Origin of the sequence: Streptomyces sp. TM32, from assembly GCF_004122755.1 — a bacterium.
In the GTDB taxonomy this organism is placed as follows: Bacteria; Actinomycetota; Actinomycetes; order Streptomycetales; family Streptomycetaceae; genus Streptomyces; species Streptomyces sioyaensis.
Genome location: NZ_SDIG01000275.1, coordinates 1 through 5,170 on the forward strand (window position 1 = coordinate 1; position 5,170 = coordinate 5,170).

A 5,170-nucleotide genomic window follows, 5' to 3' on the forward strand; every position below is an offset into this window, starting at 1 on the left:
CCCCCGCACCGCCCCCACCAGCGACCGAGGGGGGATGGGTCCCCGCTTCCCTTCAACGCTGTCGCCGATAGCCGCCGGTAGCTGCCGACAGCCGCCGATAGCTTCAGAGTGCATGACCTCCACGGCGTGGACCCCGGCAGAACATCCGTCATGTCGGTCCTTGCCCATCCTTTATCGCGCTCTTGCCTAAATTTTGCCCGGCGCTTGGTCAACCTGGCGGCCGGAACGCGGCGCGGCCACCTCGGCCGACTCCTCCCTACGAATGGCGTATTGTCCTGACATGGATTTCACCGGGAGGGTCTGGGGCGCGAATGCCGCCGAGCGCGAGGCGCACTATCCGTGCGACGGACTTCTGACGGTCCCCTATGAAGGCTGGACGCGGGCCGTTGAGGTGGCGGCGCCGTGTGCCACGGTGTTCCGCTGGGTCCGTCAGCTGACGATCGCGCCGTACAGCTACGACTGGATCGACTTCCGCGGCCGGAAGAGCCCCGACCGCCTCACGCCGGAGCCAGCTCCCTTGGCCGTCGGACAGCGCTTCCTGGTCTTCGACATCGTGGACTTCGCAACGGACCAGCACATCACCGGGGTGCTTCCCGAGGCACCGGCGCGAAGGTATGGGCAGATGGCTGTCAGCTATGTCGTCCTTCCGCACGGCGACGGCTGCCGGCTCCTGGTGAAGGTCGACAGCGCGTCGCGACGCCCGCTGATCCGGCGCCTCCAGCAAAGGCTCCTCGCCTGGGGGGACTTGGTCATGATGCGCAAACAACTGCTGACGTTGAAGAAGTACGCCGAGCGGGACGCGGCGGCGGGAGTGGGATAGCGGGAAATCCGCGGTTCTCCCGCGGCCAACCTGCGATGACCGCCGTCGTGCGCCGCACCGCCGGAACTGCGTCCCGGTTCGCCCTCCCGGTTCGCCCGCCAACGGCATTGTGGCAAGCGGGGATTGAGGGTTTCGGCGGGTCGGATGGTGGGGGTGTCCTGGTTCTGCGGAAGCAGCCCGGAGGCCGTTCGAAGACCTCGCCGTACTGCTGTCGGTGACTTCCGACGACTTCTGGCGGACGGCTGCCTGGGCTGTCGGAAGGCGGGAAAGGCGGGCGCACGCGTAGTGTCCCGGGCCGCTTAGGCGCCCATTCTTCCGAACAGACCATGACCTCGGACGAAACATGGGGGATACAGCAGGTAAACGATGGTCGACGTGGTGGCTGCCAGGGATCGGGTACGTGCAGGCCGTCGCCTCCTGGTCTGCTGACGGGGCGGGGCGGGCCGTGCCGGGTTGCTGTGAGGCCTGGTGTGCCCCGGTGTCACGGAGCTGACAGGGCATCATGATCGCGCGCCGGTTGCCCGGTGCGGGCAGGTGAGGTGGGTGGCCCGCCCCGGCGCCCGAGTGTGCCCAGCCGTGCGAGAGTGTCCGGTTGACGACTTTGCCGCCATGGTCAGGAAATCCTCCCGTAACAGACCGTCAAGGCCGGTTCGTCGAGGTGCCGGGAGGAAGTCCGCTGATCATTGCCGCAGATATGGCGGTATCCGGGAGAAGGTGGAGGAGGCGACGGTGCAAGCATTCCGGCCATGATCGGTGGTGGTCATCCAGGGAATGGATTCCGGGTATCCATTCGTGGCCGTTCTCAACCGTAAACGGGCATGGCAATTTCAACGAACAGATAATTGCCTGCAATATGACCGGCCTGTCTCGTTCCTTTCTTCGTTGGGTTTCGGTCGTGGGTGAAGGGTGCTGCGGGGGCCGCGGCAGGCCGTGATATCTCCAGGTATTTCATCGGTATCTCACCATGCCGCGGAATCACCTGACTTGGGCGCCGCTCCGGCCGCGGGGCGTGGGCTCCGGCTGGCGCCCCGCGGCTACGTCAAAGCGCCTGATGCGAGGGTGTGCCGGGGGCCGCGCGGTGCGTCCGGGCGGTGGCGGCCGTGGGGGCGCGGTGGCTCTGGGGGAGGCCGCGCGACGATGCCGGTGCCGGCCTGCACAAGCGGCTCGTTACCGGTCAGTCGGGAGCAAAACGAACATGGTGCGCAGTAAGCAGTTCAATTACTTGACGCTATCGCGACTTGGCGTGAGTTACTTCACAGTATGGATGGATCGGGGCGGGGTCGCCGGGCTCCACGGGGGCATCGATCCGGCTCGCTGTGAACCATCGATCCGCGTGAATAGGTATGTTGACGAGTGAGATCATAAGGGGGAGCAGGAGTCCCGGCTCGCCCGATGGTCTTTGCCACCGTCACCGGAGGGCGGAAGACGCTGGCTGACCTTGCCTATTCTCATTCGCGGTTAACTGGTTACACTCACGCTCCATGCGAACCGCTACCCCCCACAGCAGTCGCCCCGGTAAGCAAGGGAATCGTCCCGTATTTGTCGACAACTCAGGTCGGCGCAGACGCTTCCTGGGGCACGCAGCGTTGACCGTAGGGTGCATGTGCACCGGATATCTCGTCCTCCTCGTCGTGGTGTTCGGCGGCCTCCTGCAGCCGGCCGGAAAGCCGGCTCCGGGAAAGGCCGACCCGCTCCCGGACCACACGTCACGCCCGGCGCCCAGAGCGCCCGGCCGCGCCGGTCCCTCGGCGACTCCCGACACCTCCGGACGGGCCGTCCCCATCGGTCACCACACCTCCAGGGCCCCTTCCCCCACCACTCCTGCCCCGTGACCACAGCCGGACCGGTGCGCTTCCGCCCCCGGGCGTGAAGCCTCCCCGGCACTGACCTCAGACGTGTGCGTCCGCGCAGGCGCCATGGCTGCCTGCGCGGACGCACACGCCTCTCCTGTGGCACGTCCGCTCGACAGAAAGGGCCCATTGTGGCGTTGTCAGGGCAGGGGCGGCATGCGTTGCGCCGCCCCCCACGCTGGCACTGGTTACTGCTGCTGCTGATCCTCCCCATCGTCGCCGCTTCGCTGCTGTTCGAGGGCTGGACGACCCATGAGGTCGACGGAGCCCGGCACAGACGAGCCTGCACCAGCCCCATACCGAAGTCCGCGGACAACGGGGACCCCGTGCTGCGGATCACCGGCAAAGGAGCCGAGACCGCGCAGATGCCGTTCCGTACCGCCGCGCTCACCTTCGACGGCGGGCCCGACCCGGTATGGACACCGCGCCTGCTCGACCTGCTGCGGGCACGGCACGCGCGGGCGACCTTCTTCCTCTACGGCAACCAGGCGGCCCGCCATCCGGACCTGGTGCGACGGATCCGCGACGAGGGCCATGAGATCGGCTCGTACACCTACACTGGCGGCGACCTGGGCAGCGCCTCGCACCTGCGCGCGCACTGGGAACTCGCCCTCACCCAGACCGCCCTGGCGGGAGCCGCGGACGTCAACACCCGGCTGCTGCGCCTGCCGCACACCACCACCGCCGACACGCTGTGCGGCGCCGAATGGCCGGCCGCACGGCGCGCCACCGACCAGGGGTACGTCGTGGTCGCCGCCACCGCCCGGTCGCGTAAGCCCCCGCTGGGGGTGGTACGCCAGTACAGCCACACCGCCCTGGGGTACCAGGAGGCGAAGCAGCTGCTCGCCGACCCGAACGTGGGACAGTTCACCACCGTCACGGGCGGACTCGGACGGCCCTCGCTGACCTCGACGGCTTCCTTCGCGGAACGCGCGCAGGGGAAGGCACTGATGTGGACGCAGTCCATCGGGCACACCTTCGCCCGCTCCATGACCTGGGCGCTGGGCATCGCGGGCGGACTGGGCATGCTCCGGCTGGTGTTGCTCGCCCTCCTCGCCCGGGTGCATGTGCGGCGCCGGCGCCGGCACCGCTCCGGCGCGCCCTGGCTGCGCGAGGTGAACGACCCGGTGACGGTCCTGGTGCCCGCCTTCAACGAAGAGGCGGGCATCGAGGCCACGGTGCGTTCCCTGCTCGCCTCCACCCACGGCGACCTGCAGATCATCGTCATCGACGACGGGTCGACGGACCGGACCGTGGAGATCGCCCGCGGCATCACCGATCCTCGGGTGAGCGTGGTGGAACAACCCAACTCCGGTAAGCCCGGAGCGCTCAGCACGGGCCTGCGCTACGCGCGTTGCGAGATCATCGTGATGATCGACGCGGACACGGTCTTCGAGCCGGAGGCCCTGCACCGCCTCATCCAGCCGCTCGCCGACCCGACGATCGGCGCGGTCAGCGGGAACACCAAGGTGGGCAACCGGCGGCGGCTGCTGGGCAGATGGCAGCATCTGGAGTACGTCCTGGGGTTCAACCTGGACCGGCGCATGTTCGAGGTGCTGGAGTGCATGCCCACGGTTCCCGGCGCGATCGGTGCCTTCCGCCGGGACGCCTTGCTGGCCATCGGCGGTATCAGTGACGACACCCTCGCCGAGGACACCGACCTCACGATGGCGCTGTGGCGGATGGGCCGACGGGTGGTCTACGAGGAGACGGCCATCGCCTGGACCGAAGTGCCCAGCAGCCTGGACCAGTTGTGGCGGCAGCGCTATCGCTGGTGCTACGGCACCCTGCAATCCATGTGGAAGCACCGCCATGCCGTGGTGGAGGTCGGCCCGGCCGGACGCTTCGGCCGCCGGGGGCTCGCCTATCTCGCCCTGTTCCAGATCGTGTTACCGCTCTTCGCGCCGGTCGTCGATGTCTTCGCCCTGTACGGCCTGTGCTTCGGCGACACCGCGCAGGCGGTCGGGGTCTGGCTCGGCTTCCTCGTCATCCAGCTGATCACCGCCGCCTACGCCCTGCGGCTGGACCACGAACCGCTCCGGTCGTTGTGGGCCCTGCCGCTCCAGCTGTTCTTCTACCGGCAGTTGCTGTATCTCGTCGTCATCCAGTCCGTGGTCACCGCCCTGCTCGGCACCCGGCTGAAGTGGCACCGCATGCAGCGCTCCGGCACCGCCAACCAGCACTTGCTCAAGGAGCCCGTCCCACAGCCGAGCAGTCTGTCGTCGAAGTGACCGAGGAGAGTGCACACATGAGCAACTCGCGGGGCCCTTGGTCCGACAGCGATGTGTTCGGAGCGGGCCCGTACGGTCCGGACGAACGTCCGTCGCACGGTGCGGGCGCCCGTCCGTACGTGACGCAGGACGCCGAACTGGACGATGTGTGGGAAGCGGGCGGATCCTGGCGCGGCCGGCGCATCGTGGCGGGGGAGGTGGTGGACGCGACCGAACCCCTGTGGCCCGAGGACCCGCCCCCGCCACGATGCGCCGGCCGCGCCAGGATC

2 protein-coding genes and 1 pseudogene are annotated in these 5,170 nt (G+C 68.4%); all 3 read left to right on the forward strand.

Annotated elements, in window-relative coordinates; genetic code table 11:
* The first annotated feature begins 280 nt into the window (after positions 1–280).
* Positions 281–820, forward strand: a complete 540-nt coding sequence (locus EST92_RS30995) for a hypothetical protein (RefSeq protein WP_129283982.1) — start codon at positions 281–283, stop codon at positions 818–820.
* Positions 821–2,801: 1,981 nt separating this feature from the next.
* Complete coding sequence (locus EST92_RS31000; protein ID WP_129283983.1) at positions 2,802–4,901, forward strand: bifunctional polysaccharide deacetylase/glycosyltransferase family 2 protein; 2,100 nt, start codon at positions 2,802–2,804, stop codon at positions 4,899–4,901.
* Positions 4,902–4,918: 17 nt separating this feature from the next.
* Positions 4,919–5,170, forward strand: a pseudogene (locus EST92_RS31890) (hypothetical protein); the annotation flags it as partial.

Bases quoted from the DNA above. Each gene is read 5' to 3' on its own strand.
- EST92_RS30995 (WP_129283982.1), top strand. From the start codon at position 281: ATGGATTTCACCGGGAGGGTCTGGGGCGCGAATGCCGCCGAGCGCGAG.